At 60.8% G+C, this 19,592-nt stretch carries 20 protein-coding genes and 4 tRNA genes; 10 read left to right on the top strand and 14 right to left on the bottom strand.

Translation table 11 applies throughout. From position 1 onward, the window contains the following. Nucleotides 1-207, bottom strand: a complete 207-nt coding sequence (locus RTH74_RS09630; protein ID WP_099523996.1) for a hypothetical protein — start codon at nt 205-207, stop codon at nt 1-3. Between the two features lie 254 nt (nt 208-461). On the opposite strand from RTH74_RS09630, the gene RTH74_RS09625 reads away from it, so the two are divergent. Both RTH74_RS09625 and RTH74_RS09620 read left to right on the top strand, forming a co-directional pair. Continuing rightward, on the top strand, nt 462-1,787 hold the full coding sequence (locus RTH74_RS09625; protein ID WP_316914518.1) for a HipA domain-containing protein: 1,326 nt from the start codon (nt 462-464) through the stop codon (nt 1,785-1,787). After that, complete coding sequence (locus tag RTH74_RS09620) at nt 1,788-2,054, top strand: helix-turn-helix domain-containing protein (protein ID WP_316914517.1); 267 nt, start codon at nt 1,788-1,790, stop codon at nt 2,052-2,054. Nucleotides 2,055-2,414: 360 nt separating this feature from the next. Here the strand turns inward: RTH74_RS09620 and RTH74_RS09615 are convergent. The 7 genes from RTH74_RS09615 to RTH74_RS09585 all read right to left on the bottom strand — a co-directional run bounded on the left by RTH74_RS09615 (nt 2,415) and on the right by RTH74_RS09585 (nt 6,194). Continuing rightward, a tRNA-Leu gene (locus RTH74_RS09615) sits at nt 2,415-2,501 on the bottom strand. Nucleotides 2,502-2,623: 122 nt separating this feature from the next. Further along, a tRNA-Cys gene (locus RTH74_RS09610) sits at nt 2,624-2,697 on the bottom strand. 38 nt (nt 2,698-2,735) lie between these two features. Then, nucleotides 2,736-2,811: transfer RNA gene (locus RTH74_RS09605), tRNA-Gly, on the bottom strand. A gap of 67 nt (nt 2,812-2,878) precedes the next feature. Then, the gene (gene pgsA / locus RTH74_RS09600; protein ID WP_099523990.1) at nt 2,879-3,439 is read right to left on the bottom strand and encodes a CDP-diacylglycerol--glycerol-3-phosphate 3-phosphatidyltransferase; all 561 of its coding nucleotides are present in this window, start codon (nt 3,437-3,439) and stop codon (nt 2,879-2,881) included. A 33-nt stretch (nt 3,440-3,472) separates the two neighbouring features. Further along, entirely contained in the window at nt 3,473-5,296 is a 1,824-nt protein-coding gene (gene uvrC / locus RTH74_RS09595; protein WP_179576633.1) for an excinuclease ABC subunit UvrC, read from the bottom strand. A 2-nt stretch (nt 5,297-5,298) separates the two neighbouring features. After that, nucleotides 5,299-5,943: a UvrY/SirA/GacA family response regulator transcription factor gene (uvrY, locus tag RTH74_RS09590; protein WP_099523985.1), complete on the bottom strand. Its 645-nt coding sequence runs from the start codon at nt 5,941-5,943 to the stop codon at nt 5,299-5,301. A gap of 163 nt (nt 5,944-6,106) precedes the next feature. Then, nucleotides 6,107-6,194, bottom strand: a tRNA-Ser gene (locus RTH74_RS09585). Nucleotides 6,195-6,358: 164 nt separating this feature from the next. Here RTH74_RS09585 and RTH74_RS09580 point away from each other — a divergent pair. From RTH74_RS09580 to RTH74_RS09550, 7 genes are all read left to right on the top strand, one after another. Beyond that, entirely contained in the window at nt 6,359-7,027 is a 669-nt protein-coding gene (locus tag RTH74_RS09580) for a Bax inhibitor-1/YccA family protein (RefSeq protein ID WP_106732229.1), read from the top strand. 124 nt (nt 7,028-7,151) lie between these two features. Further along, complete coding sequence (gene tusD / locus RTH74_RS09575) at nt 7,152-7,544, top strand: sulfurtransferase complex subunit TusD (RefSeq protein WP_316914516.1); 393 nt, start codon at nt 7,152-7,154, stop codon at nt 7,542-7,544. Further along, entirely contained in the window at nt 7,545-7,904 is a 360-nt protein-coding gene (gene tusC / locus RTH74_RS09570; RefSeq protein WP_316914515.1) for a sulfurtransferase complex subunit TusC, read from the top strand. Continuing rightward, complete coding sequence (gene tusB, locus RTH74_RS09565; protein WP_316914514.1) at nt 7,904-8,203, top strand: sulfurtransferase complex subunit TusB; 300 nt, start codon at nt 7,904-7,906, stop codon at nt 8,201-8,203. Before tusC ends, tusB begins: the two co-directional genes overlap by 1 nt. Beyond that, complete coding sequence (locus RTH74_RS09560) at nt 8,200-8,535, top strand: TusE/DsrC/DsvC family sulfur relay protein (RefSeq protein ID WP_273257730.1); 336 nt, start codon at nt 8,200-8,202, stop codon at nt 8,533-8,535. The genes tusB and RTH74_RS09560 overlap by 4 nt, the downstream gene beginning before the upstream one ends. Further along, entirely contained in the window at nt 8,532-9,527 is a 996-nt protein-coding gene (locus RTH74_RS09555; protein WP_316914513.1) for a glycosyl transferase family protein, read from the top strand. The genes RTH74_RS09560 and RTH74_RS09555 overlap by 4 nt, the downstream gene beginning before the upstream one ends. 73 nt (nt 9,528-9,600) lie before the next feature. Next, entirely contained in the window at nt 9,601-10,599 is a 999-nt protein-coding gene (locus RTH74_RS09550; protein WP_316914512.1) for a glutathione S-transferase family protein, read from the top strand. Nucleotides 10,600-10,653: 54 nt separating this feature from the next. Here RTH74_RS09550 and cysG read toward each other — a convergent pair whose 3' ends face one another. The 6 genes from cysG to RTH74_RS09520 form a co-directional block, all read right to left on the bottom strand. Continuing rightward, nucleotides 10,654-12,042, bottom strand: coding sequence for a siroheme synthase CysG (gene cysG / locus RTH74_RS09545; protein ID WP_316914511.1), 1,389 nt, complete (start codon nt 12,040-12,042; stop codon nt 10,654-10,656). A gap of 145 nt (nt 12,043-12,187) precedes the next feature. After that, a complete protein-coding gene (serS, locus tag RTH74_RS09540; protein WP_296234504.1) occupies nt 12,188-13,468 on the bottom strand; it encodes a serine--tRNA ligase in 1,281 nt (426 codons plus the stop codon). A gap of 80 nt (nt 13,469-13,548) precedes the next feature. Then, nucleotides 13,549-13,929: a fluoride efflux transporter CrcB gene (crcB, locus tag RTH74_RS09535; RefSeq protein WP_316914510.1), complete on the bottom strand. Its 381-nt coding sequence runs from the start codon at nt 13,927-13,929 to the stop codon at nt 13,549-13,551. Continuing rightward, the gene (locus RTH74_RS09530) at nt 13,929-15,251 is read right to left on the bottom strand and encodes a replication-associated recombination protein A (RefSeq protein WP_316914509.1); all 1,323 of its coding nucleotides are present in this window, start codon (nt 15,249-15,251) and stop codon (nt 13,929-13,931) included. The genes crcB and RTH74_RS09530 overlap by 1 nt, the downstream gene beginning before the upstream one ends. Nucleotides 15,252-15,254: 3 nt before the next feature. After that, entirely contained in the window at nt 15,255-15,881 is a 627-nt protein-coding gene (lolA, locus tag RTH74_RS09525; protein WP_316914508.1) for an outer membrane lipoprotein chaperone LolA, read from the bottom strand. A 125-nt stretch (nt 15,882-16,006) separates the two neighbouring features. Next, the gene (locus RTH74_RS09520; RefSeq protein ID WP_420713149.1) at nt 16,007-18,415 is read right to left on the bottom strand and encodes a DNA translocase FtsK; all 2,409 of its coding nucleotides are present in this window, start codon (nt 18,413-18,415) and stop codon (nt 16,007-16,009) included. 194 nt (nt 18,416-18,609) lie between these two features. Here RTH74_RS09520 and trxB point away from each other — a divergent pair, with 194 nt between their 5' ends. After that, on the top strand, nt 18,610-19,560 hold the full coding sequence (gene trxB, locus RTH74_RS09515) for a thioredoxin-disulfide reductase (RefSeq protein WP_316914506.1): 951 nt from the start codon (nt 18,610-18,612) through the stop codon (nt 19,558-19,560). The last annotated feature ends 32 nt before the right edge of the window (nt 19,561-19,592 follow it).

The following is a 19,592-nucleotide window of genomic DNA, read 5'->3' as shown; positions in this document are numbered from 1 at the left end:
TCAGGCCAGCAGCGAATCGCCCTCACGACGAATAGCGCTGCTGAGCATCCAGACCGCCTGGCAAGCCAGCGCAGCCTCGCGGGAAGCGAAGGGACCGGCTTTCGGCTGGCCGTCCACCATCACCAGCCAGCACGCCATATGACCGTCGGAGCGGAGCTCAGCCGGCACGGCACTACCAACCAGGGAAACCACATCGATACGGGACATCATGACCTCCAATCCAACTCAAACTCTGTTGGGCTTAACATTAGGCCGATGCAGCGCTAGACAGAAATCAGTGCTCTCGATAGTGACCATGGATGTTGCCAATGGCAGCAGCGCAGGCGCCGACACAAGCTGCGCCATGCGAAAATAGGTATTAAAGTGCCCTTAACCCCAGCTAAAAAGGTAATTTAAGGCATTTTATTGCCTTTATTCGTGCCAATCACTAATCTAAACGGCATTAAAGTGCCGGAGACTATATGCACTTCCTCACCCTGCAACTGTACAGTGGCTACGCTTGGCATGACGCCATGCATCTCAACTTCGAGCAGCCCGAGGCGGGCCTGGCGGGGGCGTGTTCTTTTGGCTATGAGCAGGCATATCTGCTTGAAACGCTGCAGCAAATTGGCAGCCGCCTTGAGCATGCAGTCAGCGCCACAGTGCCGCTGGACTGGGAATCCTATCGAGCAAGCGAAGCGCCTGCCTTCTTGCACGACATACTGCCCGCTGGAGCAGCAAGGCGCTTCCTGCTCCAGCGCCTGGGTGACCAAAAGCCCGAGAATCTTGGGCTGGATCTATTTTTGCTAAGTCGGTGCGCACCAGCACCGGTGGGCAGCCTGCGCATCAAGGAGGCAGCAGCGGCGCTTCAGGAAAGCCCGCGGTTAGGCTTCTCTCGTGAGGACATAATCAATCGCGATGCCCGTTTTCTCGAATACGCCTACGAGCAGGGTGCCGCTATCGGTGGCGCCACAGGCGCGGGTGGCGAAGCACCCAAACTGTTACTGACTGAAGACCGCGAGGGCGCCCTGCACCCGGATGCGGCCTTGCCAGATGAGTCTGCAACCCGCCACTGGTTTGTAAAGTTCGCGCGAAACCAGGCTAGGCAGACCGACCAAGACATTCTGCGTAGCGAGTTCAGCTACTACAGGGCCATTCAGCAGCTTGGTCTGGATACCGTACCCGCAGAAGGCCTGGCGCTAGAGGAAGGCCGCAAGCCTAGCCTGTGGATGCATCGTTTTGATCGTCACATTAGCGACGCAGGCGTAGAGCGCAGCGCCATGGAGTCCCTGTACTCACTCGCAGGAGTAACCGTGCCGGGCAGCTACCTACTGCACACCGACGCTCTGAACCACTTGATCAGGCTGTGGCAACAGGCGGGGCAAGGCGCGCAAGTTGGCGACATGATCCTTGAGTATCTACAGCGAGACTTGCTCAACCAGATCCTTGGCAACTCAGATAACCATGGCCGCAATACTTCAATCTTGCGCAACAGCACAGGTTTGAAACTCGCCCCTATCTACGACCTTGCCCCAATGGTGATGGATGATGAAGGCATCACTCGCACCACAAAATGGCCTCAACCTATAGAGGTTGCCGGCGAGGTCAACTGGCGCCAAGCCTGCGCCGCACTCGCGAAATGGACTGATACCGACATTCTTTATGAAAGACTCAGAGACGCAGCAAAAAAATTCCTAGCCCTTCCCGACCTACTGAGCGATCAGGGGTTACCAAACGCCACCATGAATCATCCGCGCATTGCGCTGCGGACCCTTCATCAAAGACTCAACCGATGGGAGCTCGTCTGAATGGATATTATCGAGCGCAACCGTATTCTGACCGAAATACAGACCCAACTGGCATCGGGCGAATTGACCATCGGCCAGGCTGTGCGCAAATTACGAAAGGAAATCACCGGATTGCAGCAGGCCCGTTTCGCACAGATGTGCAAACTATCCCTGCGCGCTCTTCGGCAACTGGAACATGATGAGTCGAATCCAACCGTGCAGACCCTGAATGGCGTGTTCAATCCATTTGGGATGCAAGTTGGCATTGTGCCGAAGAGTCGAATTTAATAGAGGCCGCCAGTCCTCGCCATGAGGATTTGCTTAGGCGAGTCGCCATGCTCAAGGCAAACGGCTGGCCGTGCGTTATCGCGGCCAACCTACTTCCAATTCCACGACCTGCGCGCCAAGGCCGGCACAGATTAGGCTGAATCGAGTGGGGATATTCTGAAAGCGCGAGATCAACTCGGGCACACAGTAGTCGTCATGGGTGCTGGAGACTGATTCCTGCGGACCTGATAGTCGAGAAGCATCCGGTCAAAGCAAGGTATCTTTGAACGAGATTCACACCGACGCGCAGAGTTGCGGACTGGAAAGATAATTGCGGACTGGCTAAGAACTGACGCAATCACTTGAAACCCGCATGGATAGTGGTGCCCGAAGCCGGACTCGAACCGGCACGCCCTTTCGAGCGAGAGATTTTAAGTCTCCTGCGTCTACCGATTTCGCCATTCGGGCGGTAGCGCTGTGCGAAGGACCGGACTATATACAGCCCTCCCTGTCCTCGCAAGGTATGCCAAAGCACATCAGGGATAATGAAAAAGGCCTCGTAAATCATTGATCTACGAGGCCTTTTAAATTGGAGGCTGAGGTCGGAATCGAACCGGCGTTCACGGATTTGCAATCCGGTGCATAACCACTCTGCAACTCAGCCATGAAGCAAACGAGCCGCCTTGGCGACTCGTGTAAAACTGGAGCGGGAAACGAGACTCGAACTCGCGACCCCGACCTTGGCAAGGTCGTGCTCTACCAACTGAGCTATTCCCGCTTGTCTTGTCGACGGGCGCCATTCTATAGAATCGAATCGCGCCGTCAACCCTTTGATTCAAAAATACTTATTTCTTTTCCGAGGTGGTGCTGAGGTGCGGCCAGGCGGCCAGTAGATACTGCACCATGGACCACAATGTCAGCACCGCTGCGACCACCAGCAGGATGTATCCAAGCACCACCCAGAAGGTAAATACCGGCGGATTACCCAGCAGGATGACCAGCGCCAGCATCTGTGCTGCAGTTTTCCACTTGCCCAGGTTGGACACAGCTACATGTGCCCGAGCGCCTATCTCGGCCATCCATTCACGCAAAGCGGATACGACGATTTCGCGACCGATGATGGTTGCCGCGGCCAGCGTCAGCCAGAGATTGGAGTGTTCAGCCGCCAGCAATACTAGCGCCACCGCCACCATCAGCTTGTCCGCCACCGGATCGAGGAAGGCTCCGAAGGGCGTGCCCTGCTCCCAGCGACGAGCCAGATAACCATCAAGCCAGTCGGTCACGGCAGCAATCGCGAAGACGCCGCTGGCAGCCCAATAGCTCCAGGAGAACGGTAGATAGAACAACAGGATGAAGACCGGGATCAGCGCGACCCGGAGCACGGTAAGCAAGTTGGGGATGTTCATCGGCACAACTAGGCTGCGAGGTGAGCGGGCATTCTACTCGCTGTGTAGAGTGTCATAAATCAACTCGGCGAGCTTTTTACTGATTCCGGGTGCTTTGGCGATTTCTTCTGCGCTGGCGCGGGACAATTCCTGCAGCCCGCCAAAGTGGTTGAGCAGCTCGCGCCGCCGCTTGGGGCCGATCCCTGCCACTTCCTCCAGGGTCGAGGTGCGTCGTGTTTTGCCACGCCGCGCACGGTGCCCGGTAATGGCGAAGCGGTGCGACTCGTCACGAATCTGCTGGATCAGGTGCAACGCCGGCGAATTGCCAGGCAAGGTGAACTCATGCTCGGCGTCGTTCAGGTAAAGCACTTCCAGACCAGGCTTGCGCGTCGTGCCCTTGGCCACGCCAAGCAGGATCAGATCCGGTACGGCCAGTTCCTGTAGCACCTCGCGCGCCATGGCCAACTGCCCCTTGCCACCGTCGACCAACAGCACATCGGGCAACTTGCCTTCGCCATCCTTGATCTTGCTGAAGCGCCGGGTCAGCGCCTGGTGCATCGCGGCGTAGTCGTCGCCTGCAGTGACGCCCTCGATATTGAAACGGCGATAGTCAGATTTCAGCGGGCCTTCAGGGCCGAATACCACGCAGGAGGCGACCGTCGCCTCACCACTGGAATGGCTGATATCGAAGCATTCCATGCGCTGCGGAGGTTCGTCCATTTCCAGCACGGTAGCCAGCGCCTCGAAGCGTTCGGCCAAATGCTGTCGGTTGGCTAGGCGGGCGGCCAGCGCCTGCTCAGCATTGGTCACAGCCAGTTGCTGCCAACGGGCTCGCGTGCCGCGCACACGCAAACTGATGCTGAGGCTGCGACCGCGCAGTGACTCGATGGCTTCGATCAGCGTGGCGAAATCCTCGTGCTGCACATTGACGATCAGCTCGCTGGGCAGGTCGCGCTCGGCATTGCCCAGATAATACTGGGCGAGGAAGGCCATCAGCACGTCGCCCCCCTCCTCTTCGATCGCCACCTGCGGGAAGAAATTCTTGCTGCCCAGAACGCGACCGCCACGCACGCTGATCAGGTGCACGCAGGCGCCGCCGGGGGTGAGCATCACTGCGACCACGTCGACGTCGCCAGTACCGCCTTCCATGCTTTGCTGGTCCTGCACGCGGCGCAGCATGGAAATCTGGTCACGCAGCTCGGCGGCGCGCTCGAACTCCAGGGCCATCGAAGCCTTTTCCATGCTGGCAGAGAGTTCTTCGCTCAGCGCATTGCTGCGGCCATCGAGAAACATCACTGAGTGGCGCACATCCTCGGCGTACTCCTCCGGGCTGACCAAGCCGACACAGGGGCCTTTGCAACGCTTGATCTGGTACTGCAGACAGGGGCGGGTGCGGTTCCTGTAGTAACTGTCCTCGCACTGGCGAACCAAGAAGGTCTTCTGCAGCAGGCTCAGGCTCTCGCGAATGGCCAATGCGCTGGGATAAGGGCCGAAATAGCGCCCTTTGGCCTTCTTCGCGCCGCGGTGGATGCCAAGGCGCGGAAAGTCGCCGTCGGAGAGAAATACGTAGGGATAGGATTTATCGTCGCGCAGCAGGATGTTGTACGGCGGCCGCCATTCCTTGATCAAGGTCTGCTCCAGCAGCAGCGCCTCGGTCTCGTTAGCGGTGATGGTGGTTTCGATCTGCGCGATACGCGCCACCAGAGCGGCGGTCTTGGGCGCCTGACCGGTCTTGCGGAAATAACTGGAGAGACGCTTCTTGAGGTTCTTCGCCTTGCCGACGTAAAGCAGGCGGGCCTCGCTATCGAACATGCGATAGACGCCGGGTCGCCCACTGCAGGTCGCCAGGAAGGCACTCGAATCGAACGGGACGGACATTATCAGCTGACGGCGTCGACCATGCCGTGGCGAACCGCGAGCAGAGCCAGCTCGACATCGCTGGTGATGGAGAGCTTTTCGAAGATGCGGTAACGGTAGGTGTTGACCGTCTTCGGCGACAAGCACAGCTTGTCCGAGATGTTCTGCACCTTGTGGCAGTTGGCGATCATCAGGGCGATCTGGATTTCGCGCTCGGACAGCAGATCGAATGGCGAGCCACTGTTTTGCGGCTGGAAGGACTTCAGCGCCAGTTGCTGGGCGATTTGCGGATCGATATAGCGCTGGCCGGCAAATACCAGGCGAATGGCCTGCACCATCTCATCCAGCGCCGCACCCTTGGTCAGGTATCCGGCAGCACCGGCCTGCAGCAAACGCGTCGGGAACGGATCTTCCTCGCACACGGTAACGGCGACCACCTTGATATCAGGATGGCTGCGCATCAGCTTGCGAGTGGCTTCCAGGCCGCCGATGCCGGGCATCTTGACATCCATCAGGACAACATCGGGCTTGAGTTCGCGAACCTTGAGCAGGGCTTCTTCGCCAGTGCAGGCTTGCCCTACCACTTGCAGTCCGTCGATATCGGCCAGCATGCGGGTGATGCCCGTGCGAACCAGATCGTGATCGTCGACAACCAGGACCCTAATCAATCGCCACCTCGTTGCACCTTGTCAGCCACCGTGCAACGACGGTGAGATTGAACTTGCCGGTCACCTTAGCAAAAAGCCAGGGCCTGACCTAGCTTGGCGCACGGATGTCAAAAAGCAAGCGCCAAATTAGGATCAGCAATTGCGTCGTAGCAATCTGGAGATTTGGCGGAAGCGGTGAGATTCGAACTCACGGATAGTTGCCCATCGACGGTTTTCAAGACCGTTGCCTTAAACCGCTCGGCCACGCTTCCGGATACTGAGTGCAGAGGTCAAGACTTTCACCTCCGCAGTAGTGCGGGCGGCAATCTTACCGGAACGCAACACACTGTCAAACTCTAAGTCTTGGCAGGCAACCCTGCTCTGTTATGATCCAGGGCATTCGTATTTGAAAGCCTCGTACAACAGGAGCGTCGCCATGCAAGAGCGAGATTACGCACTCAACCATTCTCAGGTTGAGCAACAGGAAGTCAGCAGCGTTCTGCGCAACACCTATGGTCTATTGGCTATCACCCTGGCCTTCAGCGGCCTGGTTGCCTTCATCTCGCAGCGCGCCAACGTTCCTTATCCGAACATTTTCGTCGTGCTGATTGGCTTCTACGGCCTGTTCTTCCTCACCGCCAAGCTGCGCAACTCTTCATGGGGCCTGCTTTCCACCCTCGCGCTGACCGGCTTCATGGGTTACACCCTGGGCCCTATCCTGAACCGCTACCTCGGTACGGCGAACGGCGCTGAAATCATCAGCTCGGCCTTTACCATGACTGCGCTGGTGTTCTTCGGTCTGTCTGCCTACGTGCTGACCACTCGCAAGGACATGAGCTTCCTCAGCGGCTTCATCACCGCAGGCTTCTTCGTTCTGCTAGGCGCCATTGTTGCCAGCTTCTTCTTCCAGATCAGCGGCCTGCAACTGGCGATCAGCGCTGGCTTCGTGCTGTTCTCCTCTGTATGCATCCTGTTCCAGACCAGCGCCATCATCCATGGCGGTGAGCGTAACTACATCATGGCCACCATCAGCCTGTACGTCTCGATCTACAACCTGTTCATCAGCCTGCTGCAGATCTTCGGCATCATGGGCGGCGACGACTGATAGCCTTGCGTCTCCCCGGAAGCCCGCTTCGGCGGGCTTTTTCTTGCGCGTCTGTTTCGTGATTCTTTGTTTGCCAGGCACCCTGGCCTTATCATTGGCACAGTTTTGCCTCGTCGGACGCCCCATGAAGTTTGCCATCGCCCTGTTCGCCGCCCCTCACCAGCCCGCGTCGCGTCGCGCATTGCGCTTCGCCCAGGCGACATTGGCCGGCGGCCACGAAATCGCTCGCCTGTTCTTCTATCAGGACGGCGTGCACAGCGCCGCCAGCAACGTGGTCAGCCCACAGGACGAGCTGGACCTGCCCAGGGAATGGCGCGAATTCGTTACCACCAACGGGCTCGACGCGGTGGTCTGCATCGCCGCTGCCCTGCGCCGTGGCGTACTCAACGCCGAAGAAGCGCAGCGCTACGCCAGGCCGGCTGCCAACCTGGAGGCACCATGGGAGCTGTCCGGCCTGGGCCAGCTGCATGAGGCCGCGCAACAGGCCGACCGCCTGGTCTGCTTCGGAGGTCAGTGAATGAGCAAGTCACTGTTGATCATCAGCCGCCAAGCTCCCTGGAGCGGCCCTGGTGCGCGTGAGGCACTGGATATCGCCCTGGCCGGCGGTGCCTTCGATTTGCCCATCGGCATGCTGTTTCTCGATGACGGCGTTTTTCAGCTCAGCGCTGGACAGCAACCCGGCCAGCTGCAACAGAAAGACCTCAGCGCCAACCTGCAGGCGCTGCCGATGTTCGGTGTCGAGGCGCTGTACGCTAGCCAGCGCAGCCTGAGCGAGCGCGGCCTTGGCGACCGCGAACTGAATCTGGCAGTACAGCGACTCGACGACAGCGCGCTGACCGCCCTTCTCGACCGCTACGATCAGGTGATCACCCTCTGATGGCCACCCTGCACATTCTCTCCCATTCGCCGTTCACCGATAGCCGCCTCGCCAGTTGCCTGCGCTTGCTGGGTGCAGGCGACGCCCTGCTACTCACTGGCGATGCGGTCTATGCACTGCAGCCCGGCACGACCAATCTGCAAGCGCTGCAGCTGATGCCTGCCAGTGTTGCGCTCTACGCCCTGAGCGAAGACCTGACCGCACGCGCGCTACAGGCGTCCGAACGCGCTCAGGCCGTCGACTATCCAGAATTCGTCGAACTATGCACCCGCTACGCCAAGGTCAATAGCTGGCTATGAGCACGCTTAACGTCGGCGGACGTGACATTGCCTTGGACAAGGACGGCTACCTGATCGACCTGCAGGATTGGTCACGCCCCGTAGCCGAGGCGCTAGCCGCAGCGGAAGAGTTGCAACTGAGTGACGATCACTGGGAGATTCTCGACCTGCTGCGCGCCTTCTACGCGGAGTTTCAGCTGTCGCCGGCCAACCGTCCGCTGATCAAGTACGCCGCTCTGAAGCTCGGTACGGACAAAGGCAACAGCCTGCACCTCAATCGCCTGTTCAAGGGCACCCCTGCCAAACTCGCCGCCAAGCTCGCTGGCCTGCCGAAACCGACCAATTGCCTATGAACCTGATCACTCCCGCCGAACATCCCTTCGCCCAGTTCGTGCGTATTCTCGGCAAGGGCAAGCGCGGTGCGCGCAGCCTGACGCGCGAGGAGGCCCGCGAAGCCATGGGCCTGCTGCTCGATGGCAAGGTCGAGGACACCCAGCTCGGCGCCTTCCTGATGCTGCTGCGGCACAAGGAAGAAAGCGCCGAAGAGCTCGCCGGCTTCACCGAAGCCATTCGCCCACGGCTCGCCGCCCCAAATATGCAGGTCGACCTGGACTGGCCCAGCTATGCCGGCAAGAAACGTCATCTGCCGTGGTATCTGCTGGCAGCCAAAGCTCTGTCCGCCAGTGGTGTGCGCATCTTCATGCATGGCGGTGGTGCGCATACCGCAGGGCGCATGTATACCGAACAACTGCTGGAACAACTGGACATCCCCTACTGCCAGGACTGGCAAGCAGTGGAGGCGGCGCTCGACCAACACAACCTGGCCTACAGCTACCTGGGCGACTGGATGCCGGCGCTCCAGCGCATGATCGATCTGCGCAACACCCTGGGCCTGCGCTCGCCTATCCATTCCCTGGCGCGAGTGATCAACCCGCTCGGTGCCTGCTGTGGACTGCAAAGCATCTTCCATCCCGGTTACCAGGCCGTGCATCGCGAGGCCAGTCGACTGCTGGGTGATCACGCCATAGTGATCAAGGGCGAAGGCGGCGAGATCGAGGTCAATCCAGACGGTGCCTGCCACCTGCATGGCACGCTCGATGGTGAAGACTGGGACGAAGAATGGCCGGCGCTGTCAGCGCAGCGCCATGTCAAACCCGAGCGACTCGACCCGGCCGTGCTGGGCGCCTTCTGGCGCGGCGAGCACGATGATGCTTACGGTCGCCTGGCGGTCATCGCCACCATGGCCGTCGCACTGCGCGGGCTGGGCCTGGATCGCGAAGCGGCGTTCCAGCAGGCCCAGCAGCGCTGGGATACACGCTTTCAATCTAATCAGTCGATTACTTAAGCCAGCTTTTTCCACCTTTCAATCGAGTTCATCACGCTAGACTCCAGATTCATTCAAAACGGAGGCACACGTTATGGGCTTGTTGATCGACGGCCGCTGGCATGACCAATGGTACGACACCGGCGACAGTGGCCGCTTCCAGCGCGAAAACGCACAACGCCGTAACTGGGTAACCGCCGACGGTAGCGCAGGGCAGAGCGGCAGCGGCGGTTTCAAGGCCGAGGCCGGGCGTTATCACCTCTATGTATCGCTGGCCTGCCCCTGGGCTCATCGCACCCTGATCCTGCGCAAGCTCAAAGGCCTCGAATCGCTGATCGATGTCTCCGTGGTGAGCTGGTTGATGCGCGAACAGGGCTGGACCTTCGACCGCGAGTTCGGCTCCAGCGGCGACCACCTCGATAACCTGGGCTACATGCATCAGCGCTACACCTCCGACGACAGTCATTACACCGGCCGCGTTACCGTACCCGTGCTGTGGGACAAGCAGACCGGCGGCATCGTCAGTAACGAGTCGGCTGAACTTATCCGCATGTTCAACAGCTCGTTCGACGGCCTGACCGGCAACGGCCTGGACTTCTACCCCGAACCGCTACGTGAGCGCATTGACCAGCTCAACGAGCGCATCTACCCGGCCGTGAACAACGGCGTTTACCGCGCAGGCTTCGCCACCACGCAGGAAGCCTACGAAGAGGCCTTCGACGAACTGTTCGCCATGCTCGACGAGCTGGAAGCGCTGCTGGGCAAAAACCGCTACCTGGCAGGCGAATACCTGACCGAGGCGGACATTCGCCTGTTCACCACGCTGATTCGCTTCGATGCTGTCTATCACGGGCATTTCAAGTGCAACCTGCGACGCATCGAGGACTACCCGAACCTGTCCAACTGGCTACGCGAGCTGTACCAGTGGCCAGGCATCGCCGAGACGGTGGACTTCACCCACATCAAGTCGCACTACTACGCCAGCCACGCCACCATCAATCCGACCGGCGTGATTCCCAAAGGGCCGCAGCAGGATTTCACTCGCACACATGATCGCCAGCGCCTGTCGGGCAAAGGTGTGTTCCAGCGTTAGAAACGCGATGGCTGCTGACTGAAGCCTCGACAACGAGGCTTCAGTCGCTGGGCGTCAGATGCTGTTCTGAGCGCCTTCGAACCAGGCCAGCTTGTCACGCAGGGTGACCACTTCCCCGACGATCACCAGCGTGGGGGCGTGTACTTCATGTTCGGCGACAAGCTCCGGCAGGGTTTCCAGCGTGCCAGTGAAGACTCGCTGATTCTGCGTGGTGCCCTGCTGCACCAATGCCGCAGGCGTGGCGCCCGAACGGCCGTGCGCAATCAGTTGCTCGCAGATACCCGGCAAGCCGACCAAGCCCATGTAGAACACCAGGGTTTGCCCCGGCGCGACCAGGTCCTGCCACGGCAAGTTGCTGCTGCCATCCTTGAGATGCCCGGTAACGAAACGCACTGACTGCGCATGGTCGCGATGGGTCAGCGGGATGCCGGCATAGGCCGCACAGCCCGAAGCCGCGGTGATGCCCGGGACGACCTGGAAGGGAATGTCCTCGGCAGCCAGTTGCTCGATCTCTTCACCGCCACGACCGAAGATGAACGGATCGCCGCCTTTCAGGCGCAGCACGCGCTTACCCTGGCGAGCCAGGTCGATCAGCAGTTGGTTGATCTGCTCCTGCGGCACCGCGTGATCGGCGCGGCGCTTGCCGACATAGATGCGCTCGGCATCACGCCGACACAACTCGATGATAGCGGGCGCCACCAGACGGTCGTACAGCACGACGTCGGCTTGCTGCATTAAACGCAGGGCACGGAAAGTCAGAAGATCCGGATCACCAGGCCCGGCGCCGACCAGATACACCTCGCCCAAAGCGCGCGGCGCAGCACCGGCCACGCGCGCCTCGAGCAGGCGCTCGGCCTCCTCCGGCTTGCCGGCAAACACGCTCTCGGCGATCTGCCCTTGAAACACGTCCTCCCAGAACACGCGGCGCTGTTGCACATCGGGGAACAGCTGCTTGACCTGCTCACGGAAGCGCTTGCCCAGGTTGGCCAACTGGCCGTAGGTGGCCGGAATCCAGGTCTCGATCTTGGCGCGGATCAGACGCGCCAGCACCGGCGCATCGCCGCCACTGCTGACCGCGACGATCAGCGGCGAGCGATCGACGATGGCGGGAAAGATCACGCTGCACAGCGCCGGCGCATCCACCACGTTGACGGGAATACCCAGTGCCTGGGCGTCGGCTGAAATCTGCGCATTTAGCGGCACGTCATCGGTGGCAGCGATGACCAGGGCAACGCCCTGCAGATCACTGCTCACATAGCCGCGCAGGAAGATGCCGTCAGCGCCGGCCAGCGCCTGCAACTCACTACGGATTTCCGGGGCAACCACACGCAGCCGAGCGCCGGCGTCGCTCAACAGGCGCGCCTTGCGCAGCGCAACCTCACCACCGCCGATCACCAGTACCGGGCGATCCTGCAGCTTGTGGAACAGCGGAAGGAATTGCATCAGATCAGCCTCATCAGAGGTCGGTCGTAGGGTGCGCTGCGCGCACCAAACTACGGTGTAAGGCTCTGGTGCGCATGGCGCACCCTACCTCCATTGAAACGGGGCAGTTGCTAACGCCCCGTTTTTTTTGCGTCGTGATGGCCTATCAGCCGATCACTTCGATGCCGCCCATATAGGGTTTCAGCACCTCGGGCACACGAATGCTGCCATCGGCCTGCTGATAATTCTCCAGCACTGCCACCAAGGTGCGACCGACCGCCAGGCCAGAGCCATTGAGCGTGTGCAGCAGCTCCGGCTTATTGGTTTCCGGGTTGCGGTAGCGCGCCTGCATGCGGCGCGCCTGGAAGTCGCCGCAGTTGGAGCAGGAAGAAATCTCGCGGTACTTGTCCTGGCTCGGCACCCAGACTTCCAGGTCGTAGGTTTTCACCGCGGAGAAGCCCATGTCACCCGTGCACAGGGCCAGCTTGCGATACGGCAGCTCAAGCAACTGCAGCACGCGCTCGGCATTGGCGGTCATGCCCTCCAGGGCCTCGAAGGACTTGGACGGCTCGACGATCTGCACCATCTCGACCTTGTCGAACTGATGCTGGCGAATCATGCCACGGGTATCACGCCCGGATGCGCCCGCCTCACTGCGGAAGCACGGCGTGTGGGCGACGAATTTCAGCGGCAGCTGTTTGGCATCGAGAATTTCGCCCGCGACGATATTGGTAAGCGACACTTCGGCAGTCGGGATCAGGTACAGGTCGGCCTGATCTTCACGGGCGATCTTGAACAGGTCTTCCTCGAACTTCGGCAGCTGACCAGTGCCCTGCAGCGCCGGAGCCTGCACCAGGTACGGTGTGTAAGCCTCTTCATAACCGTGCTCGCCGGTGTGCAGGTTGATCATGAACTGCGCCAGGGCGCGATGCAGGCGCGCGATGGGACCGCGCAGCAAGGCGAAACGCGCGCCGGAGAGCTTGGCAGCGGTCTCGAAGTCCAGCCAGCCGTGCTGCTCGCCGAGGGCGACGTGATCCTTGATCTCGAAATCGAAGCTACGCGGCGTACCCCAGCGTGCCACCTCGACGTTGCCGTCTTCATCGGCGCCCACCGGCACGGACTCGTGCGGCAGGTTGGGGATGTTCAGCAGCAGATTGTCCAGCTCGTTCTGGATAGCGTCCAGCTCACGCTTGCCGGCTTCCAGGTCGTTGCCCATCTGGTCGACTTCCGCCAGCAGCGGCGCGATATCTTCGCCGCGGGCCTTGGCCTGGCCGATGGACTTGGAACGGCTGTTGCGCTCGGCCTGCAGTTGCTCGGTGCGCACCTGCACCGACTTGCGCTGACTCTCCAGGGCCTCGAAGCGGGCGACGTCGAGAGCGAAGCCACGAGTGGCGAGGCGCTCGGCGATTTCGGTGAGTTGCGTGCGGACAAGTTTGGAATCGAGCATGTTCAGGTCTCAATACATCGACGAAAAAAGGTTGCGGCCACCAGCGTGACGCGGGTTGCCGAGTGTAAAGCTTTAGCGGGTCAGGATGCCAATCGAGCCAGGCTCAGACCGGCCCAGGCGGCCAGCAGACCGCCAATGATACTGAATGCCAGGTAACCGAAGGCCTCGGGCGCACGACCGCTCTCCATCAGTTTCATGATTTCCAGGCTGAAAGACGAAAAAGTGGTGAAGCCACCCAGAACGCCAGTAATCAGTCCGGTACGCAGCTCCAGCGGCAGATCGGTACGGGTCAGGAACAAGCCTGACAGCAGACCAATCAGCAGGCAGCCGACGACATTTACCGCAAAGGTGCCCAGGTAGAAATGCCGGGGCCAGTTGCCCGCCACCCAACTGGCAACCAGAAAGCGCATGACCGAACCAGCCGCGCCCCCTACAGCGACGGCAAGTGCTACACGAATCATCATTTTCTCCTCTGCCTCGGACTATTGGCGTCCTGACTCCGCAGATGTTGCAGCTTGTCGCGAATCTTCAACTCTAGGCCGCGTGGCACCGGGTCGTAATACTGGCGTGGCTGCAGATTCTCAGGGAAGTAATCCTCGCCCGCCGCATAGGCATCGGGCTCGTCGTGGGCGTAGCGGTATTCATCGCCATAGCCGAGCTGCTTCATCAGCTTGGTGGGGGCATTGCGCAGATGCAGCGGGACCTCCTGCGAGCCCTGCTCGGCGGCATCGCGCATGGCCGCCTTGAAAGCCGTATAGACCGCATTGCTCTTAGGCGCACAGGCCAGATAGACGATGGCCTGGGCCACGGCCAGCTCGCCTTCCGGGCTGCCAAGGCGCTCCTGCACATCCCAGGCATTGAGGCACAGGGTCAGCGCGCGCGGGTCGGCGTTGCCGATATCCTCACTGGCCATACGCACCACGCGACGGGCGATGTACAGCGGGTCGCAGCCGCCGTCGAGCATACGCGCGTACCAGTACAGCGCGCCGTCCGGGCTGGAGCCACGTACCGACTTGTGCAGCGCTGAAATCTGGTCGTAGAAGGCTTCGCCGCCCTTGTCGAAACGGCGCCGGCTGTCGCCCAGCAGGTTCTGCAGCAGTTCGACGCCGATCTCGCCGTCGTCTTCCGCCAGATCGGCAGCATTCTCGAGAAAGTTGAGCAGGCGACGGCCATCGCCATCGGCAGCGGCCAGAAGAATCTGAAAGGCCTCGTCCGGCAGGCTGAGATGGCGATCGCCCAAGCCTTTCGGGTCGCTCAGCGCACGATTGACCAGCTTGCGCATCGCCGCCTCGTCGAGGCTCTTGAGCACATAGACGCGCGCACGCGACAGCAGCGCATTGTTCAGCTCGAACGAGGGATTCTCGGTGGTGGCACCGATGAAGATCAGCGTGCCGTCTTCCACATAGGGCAGGAACGCATCCTGCTGGCTCTTGTTGAAGCGGTGCACTTCGTCGACGAAGAGGATGGTACGACGGCCGTACTGCGCCGCATGCTGTTGAGCCACCTCGACGGCCTGGCGGATCTCCTTGACCCCGGACAGCACCGCGGAGATGGTCTCGAAATGAGCGTCGGTGACCTTGGCCAGCAGGCGCGCCAGGGTGGTTTTGCCCACGCCGGGCGGCCCCCAGAAGATCATCGAGTGCAAAGCGCCCTGCTCCAGCGCCTCGCGCAGCGGCTTGCCCGGCGCCAGCACATGCTCCTGCCCGACATATTCGTCCAGGCTGGTTGCACGCAAACGCGCGGCCAGGGGCTGCGCGACAGGGTGGCGGCCGAACAGATCCACGCCTTACTCCTGAATGACGTCCACGCCTTGCGGAATGTCGAAGGTGAACTGGCCGTTATCGACCGGCTCGTTCATCTTCACATTGAGGAACAGGATATTGGTGCGCTGGCCGATGCTGTCGATCAACTGCATGTCGTTGAGCACACGATTACGGAACGACAGGCGCAGGCTGTCGAACAGGCTGTCCTTGGCCTTGGGCTTAAGAATGAAGTCGACCACGCTACCGCCTTCCTTGTAGTCGATCTCGAAGTTCTCGCGAATCTGCGATACATCACCGGACAGCAGCAGTGCCGGAGTGTGAGTCAGGCGCTGATCGAGGGTCTGAATGGTGACCTGCTCCAGATCCGGGTCATACAGCCAGACTTTTTCACCGTTGGACACGAGCAGTTGCTCCATCGGCTGGTCGGTGTGCCAGCGGAACATACCAGGACGTTTGAGCAGCATTTCCCCGGCGGTTTCCTGCAGCTGGGTGCCGCTGGCATCGAGGGTCAGCTGAGAAAAGCGCGCACTGATGGTCTGTGCCTGGCTGAGCAGGTCGCTCAGGCGCTTGGTGGCTGCCTCTTCATCAGCCTGGGCAGTCAGCAGGGTAAAGCTCAGAGCAGCCAGCATCAGCAGGCGAATAACACGCATATAAACCCCTTGAGTCCGTATGAGAATGGCGAGGCGACTCCGCACCTCGCATTGCTCGGCAGCGCTTGGCTACCGTGAAGTCTTGTAGACCGCTAATTCAGTGGTTTGTCCGCGAGACGCAACACTCAGTCACGAGATGAACCGGGCGCGAGCACCTCGCGTGACCCGTTGGTATTCATCGAACTGACCACGCCGGCCATTTCCATCGCCTCGATCATTCGCGCAGCGCGGTTGTAGCCGATCTTCAGCTTGCGCTGCACCGCGGAAATCGACGCGCGGCGGCTTTCCAGAACGAAGTTGACGGCTTCGTCGTATAGCGGATCTTCCTCGCTGCCCTCGCCGCCTTCACCACTGCTGCTGCCCTCGAAGCCGCTGCCACCTTCTTCGGCGCCGGCGAGGATGTCTTCGTTGTAATCAGGCGCGCCACGCAGCTTCCAGGCCTCGACCACGCGATGCACTTCATCGTCGGAGACGAAGGCACCGTGAACACGAATGGGCAAGCTGGTGCCGGGCGGCATGTAGAGCATGTCACCGTGCCCCAACAGCTGCTCGGCGCCACCCTGGTCGATGATGGTGCGCGAATCGATCTTGCTGGAGACCTGGAACGCCATACGGGTCGGGATGTTGGCTTTGATCAGGCCGGTGATCACGTCCACCGAGGGGCGCTGGGTGGCGAGAATCAGGTGAATACCGGCCGCACGTGCCTTCTGAGCGATACGCGCGATCAGCTCTTCGACCTTCTTGCCGACGATCATCATCATGTCGGCGAATTCGTCGACCACTACCACGATGGTCGGCAGGGGTTTGAGCAGCGGTGCCTCGTCGTCCATGCTTTCGCGACGGAATAGCGGGTCAGCCAATGGCTCGCCAGCTTCGATGGCATCCTTGACCTTGCGGTTGAAGCCCGCCAGGTTGCGCACGCCCATCTTCGACATCAGCTTGTAACGGCGCTCCATCTCGGCAACGCTCCAACGCAGGGCGTTGGCCGCCTCCTTCATGTCGGTGACCACCGGGCAAAGCAGGTGCGGAATGCCCTCGTAGATCGACAACTCGAGCATTTTCGGGTCGATCATGATCAGCTTGGCGTCTTCCGGGCTCGACTTGAACAAAATCGACAGGATCATCGCGTTCACGCCCACCGACTTACCGGAGCCGGTGGTACCGGCCACCAGCAGGTGCGGCATCTTGGCCAGATCGGTGATCACCGGTTTGCCACCGATGTCATGCCCGAGCGCAAGGGTGACCGGCGACTTGGCATCATCGTATTCGGGCGTCGACAGCACCTCGGAGAAACGCACGATCTGACGGTTCTCGTTGGGAATTTCGATACCAACGGTGGTCTTGCCGGGAATGACTTCAACCACCCGCACGCTGGTCACGGCCAGCGAACGCGCTAGGTCCTTGGCCAGGTTGGCGATGCGACTGACCTTGACCCCGGCGGCCGGCTGGATTTCGTAGCGGGTGATCACCGGGCCCGGGTGGATCGAATCCACCGCGACCTCGACACCGAACTCCTTGAGCTTGATTTCCAGCAGATGGCCGACGCCCTTGAGCGATTCCGGCGAGTACTCGACCTTCTTGGCTTCCGCCGGATCGAGCAGGGAAATCGGCGGCAAGGTGCCTTCCACCGCGCTGTCGACGAACAGCGGCGCCTGCTTTTCCTTCTGCACGCGCTTGCTCGGTTCCGGCGCCTTGGCCACGGGTGGCGGCGCGATCACTGGCGCGGGGCGCTTCTCGCGCTCGCTCATGTGCTTGCTCAGCGACTCCTCGCGCTCGAGCAGGCGCTCCTTGACCTTGGCTTGCTCGCGACGGTCCGACACCACTGGTGCAGCTACCTCGGTGACCCGTTCGTCCAGCTCGCGCAGTTGAATCTTCATCTGCTTACGCTCGCTACGGGCATTCCACCAACCAGTGATGGCGCCGTGAATCAGCTCGATCAGGTCGAGGGTGATCTTGCCGGTCAGGTCCATTACGCGGAACCAGGACAGATCGGTGAAGACGGTCAAACCGAACAGGAACAGCGCCAGGAATATCAACGTGCTGCCCTGCACGTTCAGCGCATGCACGGCCAGATCACCCAGGCTGGCGCCGAGCATGCCGCCACCGGAGCCCTGCATGCCAGCGGCCGCTGCAAAATGAATGTCGCCCAGCGCAGCGCCGGAAAGAATCAGGAATACCAGGCCGATGCTGTGCCAGGAAAACAGCCAGCCGTTCCAGTGCCAGGGCTGATTACGCGTGCGGAACACCTGCCAGGTCTTGGCTGCCAGCAAGAGTGGGAAGATATAGGCAAAGTAGCCCAGTGCGCCGAACAGTGCACTGGAGAGCCAGGCGCCAATGCTGCCGCCGGCGTTGATGATGCGCTCGACCTGCACACTGTTGTCCCAGGCCGGATCGGCGGCGTTGTAGGTCAACAGTGCCATCAGCAGGTACAGGCACATCGCGCCCAGGGCGATCAATGCGCCTTCCTTCAGTCGATACTGAAGCTTCTGACGCCAGTCGATAATCTGGGTGGTGGAATTCTTCAAAACAGCCATTTCCTGCGCCCTTGGCGCGTCCATCTGATGGTTAACCGCAGAAGCGGCCTATTGTAGGGCCAGCCTGACGCCGAGGCCAATTGCCAAGCTCCCGCACCCACCCCGCTTCGGTGTAGCATAGCCGCCAGCAGCTTCCATGCGGCTCAATTGGAGCACGCATTCTCTTTTGTGACAAAGGCTTATGGGGTTTTTTTATGAGCGAAGTCAAGCATTCCCGCCTGATCATCCTGGGCTCCGGTCCTGCCGGTTACAGCGCCGCCGTTTATGCCGCGCGCGCCAACCTCAAGCCCGTGGTCATCACCGGCATCCAGCCTGGCGGTCAGCTCACCACCACCACCGAAGTGGACAACTGGCCGGGTGACGTCGAAGGCCTCACCGGCCCAGCGCTGATGGAACGCATGCAAAAACATGCCGAGCGTTTCGACACCGAGATCGTTTACGACCACATCCACACCGCCGAGTTGCAGAGCCGTCCTTTCGTGCTCAAGGGCGACAGCGGCACCTATAGCTGCGATGCCCTGATCATCGCCACCGGCGCCAGCGCCCAGTACCTGGGGCTGCCGTCGGAAGAAGCGTTCGCCGGCAAAGGCGTTTCCGCCTGCGCGACCTGCGACGGTTTCTTCTACCGCAACCAGGTGGTTGCTGTGATCGGCGGCGGCAACACCGCCGTGGAAGAAGCACTGTACCTGTCCAACATCGCCAAGGAAGTGCACCTGGTGCACCGCCGCGACAAGCTGCGCTCGGAGAAGATCCTGCAGGACAAGCTGTTCGACAAGGTCGAGAACGGCAACATGCGCCTGCACTGGAACCACACCCTGGACGAAGTAGTGGGCGACCAGACCGGCGTGACCGGCGTACGCCTGAAAAGCACCGTCGATGGCAGCAGCAAAGAGCTGGCACTGGCCGGCGTGTTCATCGCCATCGGCCACAAGCCCAATACCGAGCTGTTCGTCGGCCAGTTGGACATGCATGACGGCTACCTGAAGATCAAAGGCGGCAGCGAAGGCAATGCCACCGCCACCAGCATCGAAGGTGTATTCGCCGCTGGCGACGTGGCCGATCACGTCTACCGCCAGGCCATCACCTCGGCCGGCGCAGGCTGCATGGCAGCGCTGGATGTCGAGAAATTCCTCGACGGCAACTGATGGCACAAGGGCGAGCACCATCGCTCGCCCTC

This window comes from Pseudomonas sp. zfem001, from assembly GCF_032621725.1.
Taxonomy (GTDB): domain Bacteria; phylum Pseudomonadota; class Gammaproteobacteria; order Pseudomonadales; family Pseudomonadaceae; genus Aquipseudomonas; species Aquipseudomonas sediminis.
This window is presented reverse-complemented; position numbering and strand designations above follow the sequence as displayed.